Genomic DNA, 18,160 nt, shown 5'->3' on the forward strand with positions numbered 1-18,160 from the left:
TTTTTAATGGCGAAAAACTTACTGATTGTAGAGTCTCCGGCGAAAGCCAAAACGATAGAAGGATATTTAGGTAAAGACTTTCTGGTGAAATCCAGCTATGGCCACATCCGTGATTTAAAAAAAGATGATGGAGCGATTGAAGTTGATAACGATTTTAAACAGCACTATGAAATTCCTGCCGATAAAAAACAGGTAGTAGCCGAGCTGAAGAAGTTAGCAAAAGAAGCAGAAATGATTTGGCTAGCATCCGATGAAGACCGCGAGGGAGAAGCTATTGCATGGCATTTGTATGACTCGTTAGGCTTAAAAGAAAGCAACACCAAACGTATTGTTTTTCACGAGATTACCAAACCAGCTATCTTAAAAGCTATAGAAAATCCAAGAACCATTAACTATAACTTAGTTAATGCGCAACAAGCTAGGCGTGTTTTAGACCGTTTAGTAGGTTTTGAGCTTTCTCCTGTACTTTGGAAAAAAGTTAAGCCTTCCCTTTCTGCTGGTAGGGTGCAATCTGTAGCGGTAAGGTTAATTGTTGATAGAGAAAGAGAAATCAATCATTTTACGGCAGAATCTGCTTATAAGATTATTGCCATTTTCTCCACAGGTAAAGTAAAAGAAATTTTTAGAGCAGAACTGCCACAGCGTTATGCCAATAAAGAGGAAGCAGAACAGTTTTTAAAAGACTGCATTGGCGCTAGTTTTAAAGTTAATTCTTTAGATACCAAGCCAACCAAAAGAAATCCGGCCCCGCCATTTACCACCTCTACCCTACAGCAAGAAGCTAGTAGAAAATTAGGTTTTTCTGTTTCCAGAACCATGACAGTGGCTCAGAAACTATATGAAACCGGAAAAATCACGTACATGAGAACCGACTCTGTTAACCTTTCTGATACTGCTATTGAAGCCGCAGAAAGAGAAATTAACAGTGCTTATGGCAATAAATACCATCATAAAAGAACGTTTAAAACAAAATCTGCCGGAGCGCAGGAAGCTCACGAAGCTATCAGACCTACCCATTTTGAATGGCATAGTATTGATGGTGATGCCAGCGAAAAACGTTTGTATGAATTGATTTGGAAAAGAGCCATTGCCTCTCAAATGAGCGAAGCGCAGTTTGAAAAAACTACAGCTAAAATCAATATCTCTACTCGTAAAGAGGACTTAACCGCTAATGGCGAGGTAATGAAATTTGATGGTTTCTTAAAAGTATACTTAGAATCTGAAGACGAAGAAAGCGATGCTCATTTAGAAGATGATAACAATGCCATTTTGCCTCCTCTAAGTGTGAATCAAAACTTAGAATTGGTAGAAATGAATGCTACAGAGCGCTTCAGCAGGCCACCGGCAAGATATACCGAGGCTTCTTTAGTAAAGAAACTAGAAGAATTGGGTATTGGCCGACCATCAACTTATGCACCTACCATCTCTACTATACAAAACCGAGGTTACGTAGTTAGAGAAGACCGAGAAGGAAAAAGCAGAAGTTATGGTGTTTATACCCTTAAAAACGATAAAATTGTTAATGCTACCAAATCTGAAGTTACCGGAACAGAAAAAGGAAAGCTTTTTCCTACTGATATTGGTGCAGTAGTAAACGACTTTTTGGTAGAGCATTTTAAAGATATTGTTGATTTCAACTTTACAGCATCAGTAGAGAAACAATTTGATGAAATTGCTAATGGCTTAAAAGAGTGGACTAAAATGCTTCACAATTTTTACCAGCCTTTCCATACAGAAGTTGAAGATACTTTAAAAAATGCTGATAGAGCTAGTGGCGAACGTCTTTTAGGAACAGACCCCGCTACAGGTAAAAACGTTTATACCAGAATTGGTAAGTTTGGCCCTATGGTACAAATTGGCGAAGCAGAGGATGAAGAAAAGCCTCGTTACGCTAGCTTGTTAAAAGCACAATCTGTGGAAACTCTTACTTTAAAAGATGCTTTAGAACTCTTTAAACTTCCTTTTTCTTTAGATGATTATGAAGGTAAAGAAGTTACAGTTGGTGTTGGCAGGTTTGGCCCTTATGTTAAATGGGGAGAAACTTTTATATCGTTACCTAAAAATGAAGATCCATTAATGGTAAACCAAGAAAGAGCTATTGCCATTATTCAGGAAAAACTACATACCGATGCTCCGGTAGCGCAATACAAAAACCTTCCAGTAACCAAAGGCAAAGGTAGATTTGGCCCCTTCATCAAATGGAATGATTTGTATATCAACATCCCGGTAAGGTATAATTTTGATAACTTAAGTCAGCAAGATATTGAAGAGCTGATTAGCGCCAAAATGGAAAAAGAAGCTAACCGTTACATACAGCAATGGGAAAGCGATAAAATTGCCATTGAAAATGGTAGATGGGGCCCATTCATCCGCTTTGGTAAACAAATGTTAAAGCTTGGAAAAAACGCTGCTACCAACCAGAAATTTACCGCAGAAGATTTAGCAGCTATTTCTTTAGAGGATGTAAAAAAACTTATTACCGAGCAAATACCAGACGCTTTTGAGCCAAAAACAAAAAAAGTTACTAAAAAAGCTCCTGCAAAGAAAGTAGTAGCGAAAAAAAAGTAATATGAAAAAAGATTTACCAGAAAATCTGGTCGAAGATATTTTTATTGCAGTAGTGTTAGAAAATGAAACTCCTCATGCAAAATCATGGGGAGTTTACTTAATTAACCTCAAAGAAACGGCTATAGAAACCATTTTAGTAACTTCTAAAGGTTACGGAGAACGAAATGGCGAAGAAGTTAAAACTTCTGTTTTAAGACACATGATTCCTACTTTGGAGGCCAAAAGCTTTGCCAAAATTGAAATGATAGACGAAGAAGTTTTTGGTTTAAATAATGAATATTGGCTTTCTTACTATTTAGGGCGAGATATTTTTGATAAAAAATTCATCTTTTTACCAGAAAGCATTGTAGAATCTAACTTTATTAAAATCCCTTTACTAAATATGCCCGGTGTAATGATTGGCGTATAAAGCTTCCCCTCTACATTACCCCTACTTTTACAAAAATTAACAATTGAACTGAATAGATTAACCATTGGGCTTAATCCTCTTAACCAAAATTATTGTTACTTGCGTGTATCAATGATGAATTGATGACATCGGTTTAAACCGATACTCTCTCCTCTTTATTTAATTGGCTACATCCCGGTTTAGTTCTTAATCCGGGATTTTTTTATTTTCGTAAAAACAATAAACCCTATGTTAGCACAATTAGATTTACAAAGCATTTTAGTTTTAGATATAGAAACGGTTCCTCAATATCCAAACTTTCATGAATTACCTGAAAATCTACAGATACTTTGGGATAAAAAAACCTATTTTCAGCGTAAGCAAGACGAAAGTCCTGCCGAATTTTATCAAAGAGCCGGTATTTGGGCCGAGTTTGGTAAGATTATCTGTATATCGGTAGGTATTTTCAAATCAGATTCACAGTTACGTGTTAAATCTTTTTGTTGTGATGATGAAATAGAAATTTTAAAAGATTTCATCAACCTCTTAAATAATCAGCCTAGTAATTTAATCCTTTGCGCCCATAATGGTAAAGAGTTTGATTTCCCATATTTATGCAGAAGAATGCTTATTAACGGACTTACCATACCCACTCAACTTCAAATTGCAGGAAAAAAGCCTTGGGAAATAAACCATTTAGATACTTTAGAACTATGGAAATTTGGCGACTATAAGAATTATACTTCACTTGCACTTTTAGCTGCAATATTCAATATCCCTACACCAAAAGACGATATAGATGGCAGCATGGTTGGCGATGTTTATTGGAATGAGAAAAATTTAGAACGGATAAGTACTTATTGCCAAAAAGATGTGATTACAACTGCTCGCTTACTACAAAAATTTAAAGGTTTGGAAATGGTAAAAGATGAGCATATTACAATTGTAATATAGAATTTTAAAATGCAAGCTGGTTAAGGTTTATAAATTCGGAAAAAATGATAACCTTTAGGCATTAAAATCATTATGGCATTAAATTACGTTTGGATAGCATTCTTCCTAATTTCTTTTATTGTAGCTTGTATTAAGCTTTTTTTCTTTGGTGATACAACCATCTTCACCAATGTGATGAACGGGATGTTTGAGAGTGCTAAAACCGGCGGAGAAATATCTTTAGGTTTAATTGGCATCATGACATTTTGGTTAGGTATCATGAAAATTGGGGAAAAAGCGGGTATGATAACTTTATTTGCAAAAGGAGTAAATCCTTTTTTTAGCAAATTATTTCCTGGCGTACCTAAAAACCATCCGGCCAATGGCTCCATCATCATGAATTTTTCTGCTAATATGCTCGGTTTAGACAATGCTGCTACTCCAGTAGGCCTTAAAGCCATGCAAGAACTTCAAGAAATTAATCCGGATAAAAACACCGCTACCAATGCCCAAATTATGTTTCTGGTATTGAATACAGCAGGTATTACACTAATTCCTACTTCTGTAATTGCGTTAAGACTGGCCAATGGTGCTGCTAATCCGGCAGATATTTTTATCCCCTCTTTAATAGGTACTTTTATTTCGTTTATTTCTGGAATGATAGCAGTAGCCATCTATCAAAAAATAAACCTTTTTAAACTTCCAGTACTTTTATTTTTAGGCTTTTTTGCAGGTCTAATGGCAGCCTTATATTTTGGTTTAAATGGCTTACCACCAAAAGAAATAGAAAATATTACAGGATTAATTGGCGGATTATTAATTTTCTCCATTATTATGCTTTTTATAGGCTATGGTGCTGTTAAAAAAATTAATGTTTACGATGCTTTTATAGACGGTGCTAAAGAAGGTTTTTCCACTGCCGTGATGATTATCCCCTTCTTGATAGCCATATTAGTTGCCATTAGTGCTTTTAGAAATACAGGCTGTATGGATTATCTGGTAAACGGAATTGGAAGTTTGGTTGCCCTTGCTGGTCTTGATACTTCTTTTGTGCCTGCACTACCTGTTGGCTTAATGAAAACGCTAAGTGGTGGCGGTGCCAGAGGTTTAATGGTTGATGTAATGACCACCTACGGTGCCGATTCTTTTCAGGGAAGATTAGCCAGCATTATACAAGGTTCATCAGAAACCACTTTTTATGTTTTAGCAGTATATTTTGGCTCTGTTGGAATAAAAAATACCAGACATGCACTTGTTTGCGGCTTAGTTGCTGATTTTGTTGGTTTAATTGCCGCTATATTTTTAGCTTATATATTTTTCGGATAATAAAAACAGATATAAAATGAAGAAACGTATTGCTCTTATTGCCCATGATGGAAGAAAAGCAGAAATGGTAGCTTTTGTAAAAGATTTTAAAGAAATTTTAGCTCGTATGGATCTAGTGGCAACAGGTACTACCGGTGGACATATAGAAAGAACCGGTCTTACAGTAACCAAAAAACTAAGTGGTCCAAATGGTGGCGATGCTCAAATTGCCGCTATGGCTGCAGAAGGTTTGTTAGACTGTATTTTGTTTTTTAGAGACCCACTAGGCAAGCATCCACACGAGCCAGATGTACAAATGCTTTTAAGAATTTGCGATGTACACAATGTACCTTTAGCCACTAATCCTGCAACAGCAAAATTCTTACTTTTAGGTATTGAGGAATAGCCAAATAAAAATTAATTTAGTTTAACGCCAGTAAAACATTAAATACCAACTTATCGGCGTTAAACTAATTATTGATGAAAAAATTATTTGCTATATTCTCTGGTGCTGTATTGCTTTTATCCTGTGCCAGCCAAAAAAACTTTAAATCGCAACCACTTTACGGTCATTATCTTGGAGAATTACCTTGTGCAGACTGCTCAGGAATGAGAACCTATATTCAGCTATTTCCTGATTTTACTTACCATAAAAAAACCATTTATTTAGATAAAGCAGACGAAGTTTATACAGTTAAAGATAGCTGGAAAATTGTAAATGACTCGGTCTTAGTTTTAAATGAGCAAAACAACCAGCAAGCTTATTTATATAAAAAAGACAAACTAACTATGCTTTCTCAAAAAAGAGAAATAATAACTGGAAACCTTGCCTATCGTTATAACCTATTTAAAATTACAGATGATAGCACCTACAAAGCAGACTTTTCTAATCTAAAAAAAAATCAAGTTAACTTTTTAGGACAAGGTAATGAGCCATTTTGGTCGGTAGAAATTCTGTCAAACCAATCTCTTAAACTTAAACAATTAGGAGAAGAGGATATCATATTTAAGATTTTTGAAAGCAACTACAAAAAGGATGTTTCTATATTTAAGGCTAAAAATAATGCTGCATCAATAACATTTAAAATTTATAACTTTCCTTGTATTAATGATATGTCTGGGGCACAAGCCGATAAATATGTAGAACTTATTGAGCCAAATAAAATATTAAAAGGCTGTGGCTATATCTTACAAGAAGACTTTGAATTGGCAGGTAAATGGCATTTATCCTATATGAAGGATGAAACTATAAAACAAGTAGCACAAGAGAAACTACTTTTTATAAATTTTCAAACAGAAAGCAAACAGCTGAATGGAAATTTGGGATGTAACAACTTTGGCGCAACATATAGTATTAATAATCATTCGATTAAAATTGAGAAAATTATAAGTACTATGATGGCTTGTCCTGCATTAACGATTGAACAAAAGTTCTCTGAAGCCTTGCAAAAAACAAATCATTTTATGTTGGTAGATGGTAAATTAAACTTTTTTAATGGCCAATCTTTATTACTTTCTTTTACAAGATAAACATTTGGAACAGTAATTGTAAAACTTGGTATACATCAAAAAATATGAATACCATGGAAACAATTGCAATGACAACAGAGATTCTGAATGATTTAGTAAAAATCAATAACGACAGAATTGTAGGCTATGAAAGAGCCATTAAAGAATTAAAAGATGAAGATGCAGATTTAAAAGTTTTATTTGCTGATATGATTAGAGAAAGTCATCGCTATAAAATGGCCTTAGCAACAGAACTAAGTGTTTTAGGTGCTGATATAGAAAGCGAGACTACTACCAGCGGTAAAATTTACAGAGCATGGATGGATGTTAAAGCCGCTTTTACAGGACACGATAGAAAATCTATTTTAGCAAGTTGCGAGTTTGGTGAAGATGCCGCACAAAAAGCTTATGAAGCTGCACTTAAAGAAGAGGATTTACCTGCACATATCATCACTATGGTTTCTGAGCAAAAACAATCTTTAAGATTATCTCATGATCAAATTAAAGCTTTGAGAGATCAGCAGGTTGATTAATTTTTAATCAAGATTTATCTAAAAGGCTGCCTTTAAAATCATTTATTAAACAGTGTGTCTGCTAACGCTAAGCACCCTAATGATGATTTTATAAAGACAGCCTTCTTTTTTTATAATTGTTTGGTGATATTACTCCTATAAATAGGTATTACATCTGCAATGGTAAATAAAAATCCAACGTTGATAAAACCGCTGAACAAACTCCTATATTTATTTTTGAGCTATTTTAAGATGCTGATTTTATCATCAAAAAATTTTAACCCCTTAAAGTTCAATAGCTTCTAAAAAAAGGCAAAAATCATTTGCATGATATAGCTTAGAACACTATCTTTGCACAACTTTCAAGAAAACGTTTAACACAAACATGAAAGTATGATTCCGTAGCTCAGCTGGTAGAGCATTACACTTTTAATGTAGTGGTCCTGGGTTCGAATCCCAGCGGGATCACCAGTAATACACAAGCCTCAGCAAGTGAGGCTTTTTTTATCCAAATAAGAAATTGATTCCGTAGCTCAGCTGGTAGAGCATTACACTTTTAATGTAGTGGTCCTGGGTTCGAATCCCAGCGGGATCACCAATATTTTCAAATAAAAAGCTCTGTTAGATAAACCTGACAGAGCTTTTTTGCATTTATCAAAAAGATTTTATACGCTATTTGGGGATCAAACTAAGGCATAGATAAGATTGTAAATAAGGAGGTAAAGAAAATGATAAGTTCTCTACCAAACTGGATACCTGGCACACAAAACGGAAAGCCTGTGAGCGTATCATATAATTTACCTATTCTCTTTGATTATCTAGAAGATTAATAACCGATACCAGCAACGAAAAATAATCATCAATCATTCCACCCACTTATAAGCTTATTACTTGAACGGAAAAAATTTGCGCTAACTTTTATTACTTCTCTATCACTTTAGAAACCTTAAAATAAGCTTCATTTTTAAGTGGCGCATTGCTTAAAGCTTCTTCCCTACTTATTTCTTGTATCACTTCATCTGGCCTCAATACATTCACATGCTCATTCATATAGATAAGAGGTTCTACACCGGTGGTATCTAATTCGCCTAGCTTTTCCATAAAACTAAGAATCTCGCTTAGTTCTTCAATAGATCTATTTTTTTCTTCTTCTGTTAAAACTAACCTAGCCAAATGAGCTATTTTATCTACTGTTTCTTTATCAATTTTCATCAGAATAAGCTAACTATCCTTGTAAATTTTATAATTTAATGCCGAATGTACGATTTCAAAAACATTATTTTTAAGATTTTCTTCATCTTTTTCTGATAAGTTTTCTGTGTATACCGGTTCATGAATCATGATGTTGCATTTACCGGGTTTAGAACCGTAGCGTTTACCATCATCCCAAAGTAGCTCCCAATTGTTTACAATGCTTACCGGTAAAATAGGGATTTTTAAACTGATAGCTAATTTAAAAGGTCCATTTTTAAAGGGATGTAAAAGTGGAGGATACTCATCTCCTATTTTACCTTCCGGAAAAATCATTAAAGACATCCCTTCCTTTAATCGTTCTCCAGCGGTTTTAAAAGCCCTGTACGATGATATTTTACTTTGCCTATTTACAGGTACATCTATAGTTTTAAAATAAAGAGCTGTTAATGGATTATTCAGCAGCTCATCTTTCCCCATAAAGAAAAAATTATTTTTCATCAGCATGGTCATAGCTAAAATATCCATATTAGAAGAATGGTTAGCGCAAACAATATAAGTTTTACTCCAATCTATTTTTTCTTTAAAATGATAGGTGTACCTGATACCAGAAAAAAAACAGGCTAATTTGGCATTCCACTGTCTTATTTTATTGAGTTTATGGTAACTACGCTGATTTCTTGAATAACCATACAACCACGGATATAAAAGAAAATAAAACAGTAACACCATCAAATGGTAAAAATAAAGATGCAGCTGTTTCAAAATTTGTTTCATCAATTTCAAAAATAGAAATTTTCTGTACTTTCGTTGCCTATATGGAAACTGTTGTTAGTGGCATAAGGTCCACAGGAAAATTACATCTGGGAAATTATTACGGTGCTGTAAAAAATTTCATTAAAATGCAGGAGCAATATAATTGTTTCTTTTTTATTGCAGATTATCATTCTTTAACTACACATCCAACACCAGAAAATCTACATGGTAATGTTAAACATGTATTGGTAGAATACCTGGCAGCCGGCTTAGACCCAGAAAAATGTACATTATACGTCCAATCTGATGTGCCTGAGGTAACCGAGCTTTACCTGTATCTAAACATGAATGCCTATTTGGGCGAGCTGGAAAGAAGCACTTCTTTTAAAGATAAAGTACGCTCACAACCTCAAAATGTTAATGCAGGTTTATTAACCTATCCGGTTTTAATGGCTGCTGATATTATTTTACACCATGCTACAAAAGTACCTGTTGGGAAAGATCAAGAACAACATTTAGAAATGGCCCGTACTTTTGGTAACCGTTTTAACAACTTATACCAAACAGATTATTTTAAAGAGCCTTATGCTTTTAATTTTTCTGAGCAATTGGTTAAAATACCTGGCTTAGATGGTAAAGGTAAAATGGGAAAATCTGAAGGAGAAATGAATGCGGTTTATTTATCAGACAGCCCAGAAATCATCAAAAAGAAGGTAATGAAAGCTGTTACCGATAGTGGCCCAACGGTAGAAAACCAAGAAAAGCCTCAAGAAATACAAAATCTTTTTGACTTGATGAAGGTAGTATCAACAGAAGATACTTATCAGTATTTTGAAACTGCTTATAATAGCTGCACCATAAGATATGGCGATTTTAAAAAGCAAATTGCTGAAGATATGATTTTGGCCACAGCAGATATCAGATTAAAAATTGAAGATATAGCTAAAAACACAAGTCTTTTGCATAAAGTTGCTATACTTGGGGCCGAGAAGGCGAGAGAAAGCGCATCAAAAACGATAAAAGAAGTAAGAGAAATAATTGGTTTCAGACCATTTTAATTTTAATTTAGAGAAATTAGAGCATTTTTTTCAGAACAATAAAGCATTATGCATATAGCCGTTGTTGGTAATATAGGAGCCGGAAAAACCACCCTTACCGAATTATTAGCCAAAAATTATAATTGGGAAGCCATGTTTGAGGCTGTTGATAACAATCCGTATTTAGAAGATTTTTATAGCGACATGAAAAGATGGAGCTTTAATTTACAGATTTACTTCTTAAACAGTAGGTTTCAGCAGATTAGAGATATCCAAAGTAGCAACAAAAACATCATACAAGACCGTACCATTTATGAGGATGCCTATATTTTTGCTGAGAATCTTCATGAAATGGGCTTAATGACCAGTAGAGATTACGAAAACTATCAATCTATCTTTGATAATATTACAGCTTATATTAAACCGCCTGATTTATTAATTTATTTAAAAGCATCCGTACCTACTTTGGTAGAAAATATACAAAGAAGAGGACGCGAATATGAGGCAAGTATACGTTTAGATTATCTACAGAAACTAAATGAGAAGTACGATAAATGGATTAAAAGCTATAAATCAGGAAAATTACTCATTTTGGATAAAGATAAACTTGATTTTGCTAATAAACCAGATGATTTAAGTATCGTTATAGAAAGTATAGAAAGAGAAATTAACGGTTTATTTAAATAATTTTTAATGAAAATATTAGGTGTTATCCCTGCCAGATTTGCTTCTACCCGTTTTCCGGGTAAACCTTTGATAGATTTAGCAGGAAAATCCATGATCCAAAGGGTTTATGAGCAAACACAGCAGGCCAGCTCTTTGGCTGATGTTATTGTAGCTACAGATGATACCAAAATATTTCAAGCCGTTAAACAATTTGGCGGAAATGTTATCATGACTGCCGACACACACATAAGTGGAACCGATAGATGTGCAGAAGTTGCCCAAAAAGTAAGTGGTTTTGATGCCCTGATAAATATTCAAGGTGATGAACCTTTGATAGACCCTAATCAGATTAATTTAGTAGCAGGCTGCTTCAATGATATATCAACCCAGATAGCTACTCTGGTTAAAAAGATTGAAACTTATGAGGAGCTTTATAATTTTAACACCCCAAAGGTGTTATTAAATAACAAAAAAGAGGCTATATATTTTAGCAGACAAACGCTACCCTATGTAAGAGATGTAGAATCTACCAAATGGCTAGAAAAACATACTTTTTATAAGCATATAGGCATTTACGGATACAAAACACCTACTTTAAGTATCATCTCTCAGTTAGAAATAGGTAGTTTAGAAAAAGCCGAGGGCTTAGAGCAATTAAGATGGATAGAAAACGGTTTTAATATTAAAGTTGCCATCACACAAACAGATACTTTAGCTATTGATACTCCTGCTGATGTTAACAAAGTTTTAGAAGCTATTAAGAATGATAAGGTATCGTAATTTTAAATTGCGTACCCGGGTTTAAATTTTCATATCCGATACTTCCCTTTTTATACTCGATAATCTTTTTAATCAAATACAATCCTAAGCCGTTACCATCAGACTTTACATTTCCGCGATAATACATAGTAAAAATATGGTCTTTTATCTGGTCTGATATTCCCTCACCATCATCCTCAACTATTATCGTTAAATGATGATTTGATAAAGATAAACTTGCTTTTATATTAGCTACATGATGAGAATATTTAATACTATTCTCAATAAGATTTTCCATGATAACACTTAACAAAAATCTACTAAAAATTAATGGTTTTTGTATATGATCTATCAATTGTAGGTTTACTTTTTTCGTTTTGGAAACTTCTTCTAATTGCGCTTTAAGTTCGGTTATAAAATTTGGCAGGTTAATTTCTTCATTTTCATGGATTTCTAAAGAGGATAAAGCGTTAAGCTTATACAACATCCTGTACAAACCTTTTACAGAAAGTTCTATATAGCCAAGCAAATCTAGCATCTGGCTACCATCTTGAGTTTCTTTGAGTAAATTAACCACACCATGTATGTTGGTTAATGGAGCTCTAAAATCGTGAGAGGTATGGTAAAACAGTGTTTTTAACTCTTTATTGATATTATTTAAATCTTCTGTTCTCTGCTCTATCCTACTTTCTAACTCTTCTTTTAACACCTTTATCTGAGCATTTTGCGCACTCATTTGTTGATGTTGATGCTCTAAACTCTCCACCAAAAAAAGCTGATGGAGTTTATGACATAAAGTATCTGCTATAAGCTTTAAGAAATTAAAGTCTTCATCTAATTCTGGATATTCATGAATGTATCCTACAGTGATGACCATTTGTACATCTTTAAAACCAGATAACGGTAAGGCTAGTATTGCTTTAAAGGGGCTTGCTAAATTATCGATACCAAAAAAAGGGATATTAAACCTCAACATATCGGCCTTATGACTGCAATAGATAGATTTTCCATCCATAAAAATCTTATGTTCGGCTCGTTTATCTACAAAGTTTAAAGATGTAGCATCTATATCTCTAACTTGATGAGATGTCCAGTATTTACCCTTGTAATTAAAGCAGAATTTTATTGCAGAGCCTCTTAAAAGAGAGAAGATATAGGAATTTAGTACCCCCTCTATCTCATCCACATGAGTACATTTATTCAGTGTGGTTAAAAATAAGTGAAATACATCATTCCTCTCTGATTTAATGGTGCTCAGAGAAAAATAGTTCATTGTTGAGCGTGTTAATTTTGTATTAAATCTAAACAATTTAATTCATAATATTTTGTTTTACTATTAAGATTTAATGTAAAGGTCTAGGCTTAACCATACCACCGTAAGTATCATCAACAGTATGCATTACAATAAATGCCTGCTTATCTATACTTTTAACCAAATTTTTTAATCTGGTTACCTCTAATCTGGTAACTACGGTAAAGACAATGTTTAAACCTCTTTCTTCTAATGGCACATTCTTTACATAGCCACGTTCACCTTTGTAAATGGTGACAGCTCTTCCCATAATTTTAATAACAGCTTGTCTAATCTCCTCACTCTCGGCAGAAATTATGGTTACACCAATATACTCCTCAATACCATGAATGATAAAATCAACGGTTTTAGAGGCCGCTAAATAAGTTAATATCGCATACAAAGCTGTTTCTATATTGATTAAAAAAGCAGCAAATCCAAAAATGATGATATTAAATAACAAGATGATATCGCCAACACTTAAACTTATTTTTCTACTTAAATAAAGAGCCAAAACTTCTGTACCATCAATTACAGCCCCACCCCTGATGGTTAAACCAATGCCTGCACCCAGAAAAAATCCTCCAAAAACAGAAATCAATAGTTTATCTGTAGTAACGATAGGATAAAAATTAAAACTAAGCATAATAGCAAGGCCTGTAATGGCCAGAATAGTTTTGATAGCAAAAGCCCTTGATATTTGTTTAGAGCCTAGCAATACAAATGGAATATTAACCAATACAACCCAAATAGAAAGCGGAATACCTCCTAAAATATACAACATCAAAGAGATTCCCATTGCACCGCCATCCAAAAAATGATTGGGAAGTAAAAAACTTTTTAAGCCAAAAGCTGCGGAAGATATACCTAAGACCACAAACAAAGTCTCTTTTATAAAAACTTTAGGGTCTGATTTTTGATAAGCGTACTTAACTTTCTTTTTTACTCTCATTAGCGCTTTAAAATAACAAATTTTGTAAGTAAAGCTGAGATTTTTTATTAAAATAGTTATGAATTTAAAAAGTATTAACCCTTACAACGGAAAGCAACTTGCTAGTTACAAACAACATAACCAAAAACAGCTAGCAAATAAAGTTCAACAAGCACAGCAAGCGTGGATAAACTATCAGCAAACAACCATATCGCAAAGGGCAGTTTGGATGAATAACCTAGCTCAACAACTTATTCATCAGCAAGAGCATTTGGCAAAACTTGTTACAGAAGAGATGGGAAAACCTATAGCAGACGGTATTGCAGAAGTAAAAAAATGCGCATCTGTATGTGAGTATTATGCCAAACATGCCGAAGAATTTCTTAAAGATGAAATGGTTGATACCGATGCTAAAAAAAGTTTTATCAGCTACCAACCCTTGGGTATTATTTTGGCCATTATGCCTTGGAATTTCCCTTATTGGCAAGTTTTTAGATTCCTCGCTCCAGCATTAATGGCTGGCAATGCTGGTTTATTAAAACATGCCTCAAATGTTAGTGCTTGTGCTTTGGCTATAGAAAAACTGGTTGATGCCGCAGGCTTCCCAAAAGGTATTTTTCAAACTTTGCTTTGTGATAGTAAAAACTCAGCAGTGGTGATAGAAAATCCGCTAGTAAAAGCTATCACTTTAACCGGAAGTACGCAAGCCGGTATACAAGTAGCTAAAAAAGCTGGCGAATTACTTAAAAAGACAGTTTTAGAACTTGGAGGTAGCGACCCTTATATTATTCTTGAAGATGCTGACCTAGAGCAAGCTGCTGAAATATGTGTAAATTCACGCCTAATCAATAACGGACAAAGCTGTATTGCAGCTAAACGTTTTATTGTGGTGAAAACTGTTGAAAAAGCTTTTACTGCACTTTTTTTATCCAAAATGAAGTCTAAAAGATATGGTAATCCCTTAGAGAAAGGTATAGATTTAGGCCCTATGGCCAGAACAGATCTTAGAGATGAATTACACCAACAAGTAACAGAAAGCATCGAGAAAGGTGCAAAATGTATTTTAGGAGGCTTTATTCCAGAAGGCAAAGGAGCTTTTTATCCACCAACGGTACTCACAAATGTAAAAAAAGGAATGCCTGCTTATGATGATGAACTATTTGGACCAGTTTCCGCTATGATAACTGCCAAAAATGAAGAAGATGCTATCAAGCTAGCTAATGATACTTGTTTTGGATTAGGAGGAGCTATTTTCACTAAAGACTTAGCTAAAGGAGAACAGATAGCTAAAGAAAAACTACAAGCAGGTTCTTGCTTTGTAAATAGTTTGGTAAAGTCTGACCCTAGATTACCTTTCGGCGGAATTAACCAATCTGGCTATGGTAGGGAGTTAAGCTTAATTGGGATGAGAGAGTTTTTGAATATTAAAACCGTTTATATTCAAGAATAAGTAAAACCCAAAGATATACAACATCGTAAATGACATTAGTAAAATTGATACTAAATCAATAATTATAGCATGCAAGAAAGCAAAGAAGCACTCATTATATTCCTCAAATATCCAGAACTAGGCCGAGCAAAAACCAGATTGGCAGCAAGTATTGGAAATGAAAAAGCACTTAAAGTATATATTGAACTTTTAAATAATACAAATCTGATTACTAGAAATTTAAAAATAGATAAGTTTCTTTATTATGACAAGGTGTCAGAGAAAAAATTAGATTGGAAGGAAGGGAATTATACCCATGCCTATCAGATAGAAAGTGATTTGGGTGGCAGAATGGCCCAAGCCTTTGAAGACATTTTTAACAAAGGGTATGAACAGGTTATCATTATGGGATCTGACTGTTATGATTTAAGTAGCCATATTATTGAAGAAGCCTTTAAAACACTTCAAAATCATGATGTTGTACTTGGACCAGCAAAAGATGGTGGCTATTATCTAATTGGATTAAGTAAAATGAATAAACAACTTTTTACGGAGATTGAATGGAGTACGGAACAAGTATTGAAGAGTACTGTACAGAAGTGTAAAGCAGCCAATTTATCTTATCACTTACTAAAAACCTTATCAGATATTGATACTGTTGAAGACCTTACCCCTCACCTAAAGCATATTATTAAATAAAACACATATATACCTGAACTACAATACTAATTAACTTTTAAGAAACACAAATTACAGGTCTAGTAGCTAAAGATTATATCTAAAATCTTTAAGCTATCTTTGTAAAGTGGATAGTAAACAGCAAGCATATACTCACATGATAAAAGCTGAAGCAGAACGCTTAGGCTTTATGTTTTGCGGTATTGCCAAAGCTGGTTTTCTTGAAGAAGAAGCGCCCAAGCTTGAACAATGGTTAAAAGAAGGAAGACATGGAAAGATGTCTTATATGGAAAATCATTTTGACAAAAGATTAGACCCAAGATTGCTGGTTGATGGCGCAAAATCTATCATTTCTGTTGCATTAAACTATTATACTCCCCAAAAGCAAACTGACCCCGAAGCCCCTAAAATATCAAAATATGCGTATGGCACCGATTATCACTTTGTTATAAAAGATAAATTAAAAGCTTTACAGCAATTTATATCGCAAAATATAGGAGAGGTAGCCGGAAGAGCTTTTGTTGATTCTGCACCCGTTTTAGACAAAACTTGGGCAAAAAAAGCTGGTATAGGTTGGATTGGAAAAAACAGTAATCTCTTGAATAAAAAATCTGGGTCTTTTTTCTTTTTAGCAGAGCTGATTATTGATTTAGAATTAGCTTACGACCACCCGTTCCAAACCGACCACTGTGGAACCTGTACCAGGTGTATTGATGCCTGCCCTACTGAAGCTATTATTAAACCTTATTTGGTTGATGGCAGCAAATGTATCTCTTACTTAACCATAGAGCTAAAAGAGCAAATTCCTCATGAGTTTAAAGGTAAAATGGACAACTGGATGTTTGGTTGTGATATTTGCCAAGATGTTTGCCCATGGAATAGTTTTTCTACCCCGCATCAAGAAGAGCAATTTAACCCTCATCCAGATTTACTACATTTAAATAAAAAAGACTGGGAAGAAATTACTGATGATGTTTTTTCAAAATTATTTAAAAAATCTGCTGTAAAGCGAACCAAATTAGTAGGATTAAAACGCAACATTAATTTCTTAAAATCCAAATAAAATATAAACTACTAATTTAAGTAACCTAATTAGACCTACTGATTTCTATGATTTTATCATTTATACCATTACTGGTAGAAAAATAAACTTTACCATCTGGTGCCACACAAATAGCTCTCTTTCTTCCGTATTGTGCTCCAAAAAAATCTTGACTAGCTACTATAGCTGTACCTGCATCATTTAGTTTTAGTTGGACCAATTTACTAGCTTTTAAAGTAACCAATAGCAAAGAGTTTTTCCATTGCGGTATGCTGTTATGGTTGTAATAAGTTAATCCGGCGGTGGCTATGGTTGGTGTCCAAGTTTGTAAGGGTGCGGCAACATTATTGTTTGTACAGAAGGTATTTTCTGCACTATTATCACAAGCGCCTACAACATTCGGCCATCCATAATTACGATTTTTCTCTATCAAATTTATCTCATCATCGGTATTAGGACCATGTTCTGATGCATATAATTTTCCATCTACCATCACCAATCCTTGTGCATTACGATGCCCAAAAGACCAAATTTCACTATCTGGCATAGGGTTATCAGCAGGTATACTCCCATTTAGGTTAATTCTTAAAACCTTACCAGCTAAAGAATTTTTGTTTTGTGCCAGTGCAGTATTATTAGCATCCCCGGTTGTAATAAAAAGCTTTAAATCAGGCGATATAAGCAATCTACTTCCATTATGAATATTAGCGGCTGGGATATTATCTAACAGAACTAAAGGACTATTTAGGGTTTGATTATTGTAGGTATACCTCACTACTTTTTCTGTGTAAACACCTAGTCTGTTATAATTGTAAACCACATAAACATAGGGCTCGGTAGCAAAGTTAGGATGTAAAGCCATTCCTAGCAATCCGCCTTCTCCTCTAGCATCAATATCAGGAATGGTAAATAAAGGTTTTACTTGTTTAGTTGCTATTTCTAGTCTGCTAATTTTGCCACTACGCTCTGTAAACCAAATATGATCATCTGGACCATAAATAATTTCCCAAGGATGAGAAAGCCCTGTTGCCATTTCTGTTGTAGCAAATTCTGCATCAGCTAAAGGTGTTTCCTCTTGTTGTCCTTTCTTTTCACAGCTTATAAAGAGAAAGAATAGTGCAAAGCTTAATAAACTATATTTCATAATAGGGATTTTGAAATATAA

General features: G+C 34.2%; 18 protein-coding genes and 2 tRNA genes. 15 read left to right on the forward strand and 5 right to left on the reverse strand.

What is annotated here, in order from left to right; genetic code table 11:
- Positions 1-6: 6 nt before the first annotated feature.
- The 9 genes from topA (at position 7) to B2745_RS15685 (ending at position 7,813) form a co-directional block, all read left to right on the forward strand.
- Positions 7-2,568, forward strand: a complete 2,562-nt coding sequence (gene topA / locus B2745_RS15645; RefSeq protein ID WP_304068583.1) for a type I DNA topoisomerase — start codon at positions 7-9, stop codon at positions 2,566-2,568.
- Position 2,569: 1 nt separating this feature from the next.
- Positions 2,570-2,977: a hypothetical protein gene (locus B2745_RS15650; protein ID WP_304068586.1), complete on the forward strand. Its 408-nt coding sequence runs from the start codon at positions 2,570-2,572 to the stop codon at positions 2,975-2,977.
- A gap of 228 nt (positions 2,978-3,205) precedes the next feature.
- Complete coding sequence (locus tag B2745_RS15655) at positions 3,206-3,910, forward strand: 3'-5' exonuclease (RefSeq protein WP_304068588.1); 705 nt, start codon at positions 3,206-3,208, stop codon at positions 3,908-3,910.
- A 72-nt stretch (positions 3,911-3,982) separates the two neighbouring features.
- On the forward strand, positions 3,983-5,215 hold the full coding sequence (locus tag B2745_RS15660; RefSeq protein ID WP_304068590.1) for a nucleoside recognition domain-containing protein: 1,233 nt from the start codon (positions 3,983-3,985) through the stop codon (positions 5,213-5,215).
- A 16-nt stretch (positions 5,216-5,231) separates the two neighbouring features.
- Complete coding sequence (locus B2745_RS15665; RefSeq protein WP_026903074.1) at positions 5,232-5,600, forward strand: methylglyoxal synthase; 369 nt, start codon at positions 5,232-5,234, stop codon at positions 5,598-5,600.
- Between the two features lie 74 nt (positions 5,601-5,674).
- On the forward strand, positions 5,675-6,724 hold the full coding sequence (locus B2745_RS15670) for an META domain-containing protein (protein ID WP_304068593.1): 1,050 nt from the start codon (positions 5,675-5,677) through the stop codon (positions 6,722-6,724).
- Between the two features lie 53 nt (positions 6,725-6,777).
- A complete protein-coding gene (locus tag B2745_RS15675; protein ID WP_026903073.1) occupies positions 6,778-7,236 on the forward strand; it encodes a PA2169 family four-helix-bundle protein in 459 nt (152 codons plus the stop codon).
- Between the two features lie 374 nt (positions 7,237-7,610).
- Positions 7,611-7,686: transfer RNA gene (locus B2745_RS15680), tRNA-Lys, on the forward strand.
- 51 nt (positions 7,687-7,737) lie between these two features.
- Positions 7,738-7,813: transfer RNA gene (locus tag B2745_RS15685), tRNA-Lys, on the forward strand.
- A gap of 323 nt (positions 7,814-8,136) precedes the next feature.
- Here the strand turns inward: B2745_RS15685 and gatC are convergent.
- Entirely contained in the window at positions 8,137-8,427 is a 291-nt protein-coding gene (gene gatC, locus B2745_RS15690; protein WP_304068596.1) for an Asp-tRNA(Asn)/Glu-tRNA(Gln) amidotransferase subunit GatC, read from the reverse strand.
- 9 nt (positions 8,428-8,436) lie between these two features.
- A complete protein-coding gene (locus tag B2745_RS15695; protein ID WP_349681789.1) occupies positions 8,437-9,102 on the reverse strand; it encodes a lysophospholipid acyltransferase family protein in 666 nt (221 codons plus the stop codon).
- A 122-nt stretch (positions 9,103-9,224) separates the two neighbouring features.
- Between B2745_RS15695 and trpS the strand changes: the two genes are divergently transcribed.
- The 3 genes from trpS to kdsB are packed head-to-tail and all read left to right on the forward strand — an operon-like array spanning position 9,225 to position 11,645.
- Positions 9,225-10,220, forward strand: coding sequence for a tryptophan--tRNA ligase (gene trpS / locus B2745_RS15700; RefSeq protein ID WP_304068602.1), 996 nt, complete (start codon positions 9,225-9,227; stop codon positions 10,218-10,220).
- 48 nt (positions 10,221-10,268) lie between these two features.
- On the forward strand, positions 10,269-10,886 hold the full coding sequence (locus B2745_RS15705) for a deoxynucleoside kinase (RefSeq protein WP_026903069.1): 618 nt from the start codon (positions 10,269-10,271) through the stop codon (positions 10,884-10,886).
- A 6-nt stretch (positions 10,887-10,892) separates the two neighbouring features.
- Entirely contained in the window at positions 10,893-11,645 is a 753-nt protein-coding gene (gene kdsB / locus B2745_RS15710) for a 3-deoxy-manno-octulosonate cytidylyltransferase (RefSeq protein WP_304068604.1), read from the forward strand.
- Here the strand turns inward: kdsB and B2745_RS15715 are convergent.
- A complete protein-coding gene (locus B2745_RS15715) occupies positions 11,623-12,897 on the reverse strand; it encodes a sensor histidine kinase (RefSeq protein ID WP_304068607.1) in 1,275 nt (424 codons plus the stop codon). The genes kdsB and B2745_RS15715 overlap by 23 nt on opposite strands.
- A 70-nt stretch (positions 12,898-12,967) precedes the next feature.
- Positions 12,968-13,867: a YitT family protein gene (locus tag B2745_RS15720; RefSeq protein WP_026903066.1), complete on the reverse strand. Its 900-nt coding sequence runs from the start codon at positions 13,865-13,867 to the stop codon at positions 12,968-12,970.
- A 58-nt stretch (positions 13,868-13,925) separates the two neighbouring features.
- On the opposite strand from B2745_RS15720, the gene B2745_RS15725 reads away from it, so the two are divergent.
- The 3 genes from B2745_RS15725 (at position 13,926) to queG (ending at position 17,016) form a co-directional block, all read left to right on the forward strand.
- Entirely contained in the window at positions 13,926-15,296 is a 1,371-nt protein-coding gene (locus B2745_RS15725; protein ID WP_304068610.1) for an NAD-dependent succinate-semialdehyde dehydrogenase, read from the forward strand.
- A gap of 69 nt (positions 15,297-15,365) precedes the next feature.
- A complete protein-coding gene (locus B2745_RS15730; protein ID WP_304068613.1) occupies positions 15,366-15,974 on the forward strand; it encodes a TIGR04282 family arsenosugar biosynthesis glycosyltransferase in 609 nt (202 codons plus the stop codon).
- Positions 15,975-16,110: 136 nt separating this feature from the next.
- Positions 16,111-17,016: a tRNA epoxyqueuosine(34) reductase QueG gene (gene queG, locus B2745_RS15735; RefSeq protein WP_304068615.1), complete on the forward strand. Its 906-nt coding sequence runs from the start codon at positions 16,111-16,113 to the stop codon at positions 17,014-17,016.
- A gap of 25 nt (positions 17,017-17,041) precedes the next feature.
- Here the strand turns inward: queG and B2745_RS15740 are convergent, their stop codons facing one another.
- Positions 17,042-18,139 (reverse strand): PQQ-dependent sugar dehydrogenase, encoded by a 1,098-nt coding sequence (locus B2745_RS15740; protein WP_304068618.1) that lies wholly within the window; start codon positions 18,137-18,139, stop codon positions 17,042-17,044.
- Positions 18,140-18,160: the final 21 nt, after the last annotated feature.

Origin of the sequence: Pedobacter glucosidilyticus, assembly GCF_002483235.1 — a bacterium.
In the GTDB taxonomy this organism is placed as follows: domain Bacteria; phylum Bacteroidota; class Bacteroidia; order Sphingobacteriales; family Sphingobacteriaceae; genus Pseudopedobacter; species Pseudopedobacter glucosidilyticum_B.